This window comes from Novosphingobium sp. BW1, from assembly GCF_008107685.1.
In the GTDB taxonomy this organism is placed as follows: domain Bacteria; phylum Pseudomonadota; class Alphaproteobacteria; order Sphingomonadales; family Sphingomonadaceae; genus Novosphingobium.
In genome coordinates, this window is record NZ_VIRF01000006.1 from 1 (window position 1) to 322 (window position 322).

Genomic DNA, 322 nt, shown 5'->3' on the forward strand with positions numbered 1-322 from the left:
GGCGTGCAGGTAGACTTCCTCGTACTTCACCGAGCGCCACAGCCGCTCGACCACGACATTGTCGCGCCAGGCGCCGCGGCCGTCCATGCTGATGGCGATACCCTCGCGCCGCAGCACGCCGGTGAAGGCCTGGCTGGTGAATTGACTGCCCTGATCCGTATTGAAGATCTCCGGCTTGCCGTAGCGCGCCAGGGCTTCCTCGAGCGCTTCCACGCAGAAGTCGGCGTCCAGCGTAATCGAAATCCGGTGGCTGAGGACCTTGCGGCTGAACCAGTCGACGATAGCGACAAGATAGACGAAGCCCCGGGCCATGGGAATGTAG

1 protein-coding gene is annotated in these 322 nt (G+C 63.4%); it reads right to left on the reverse strand.

What is annotated here, in order from left to right; translation table 11 throughout:
- Nucleotides 1-322 (reverse strand): DDE-type integrase/transposase/recombinase (locus FMM79_RS00030; protein WP_148625003.1); only part of this gene is annotated, 322 nt, incomplete at both ends.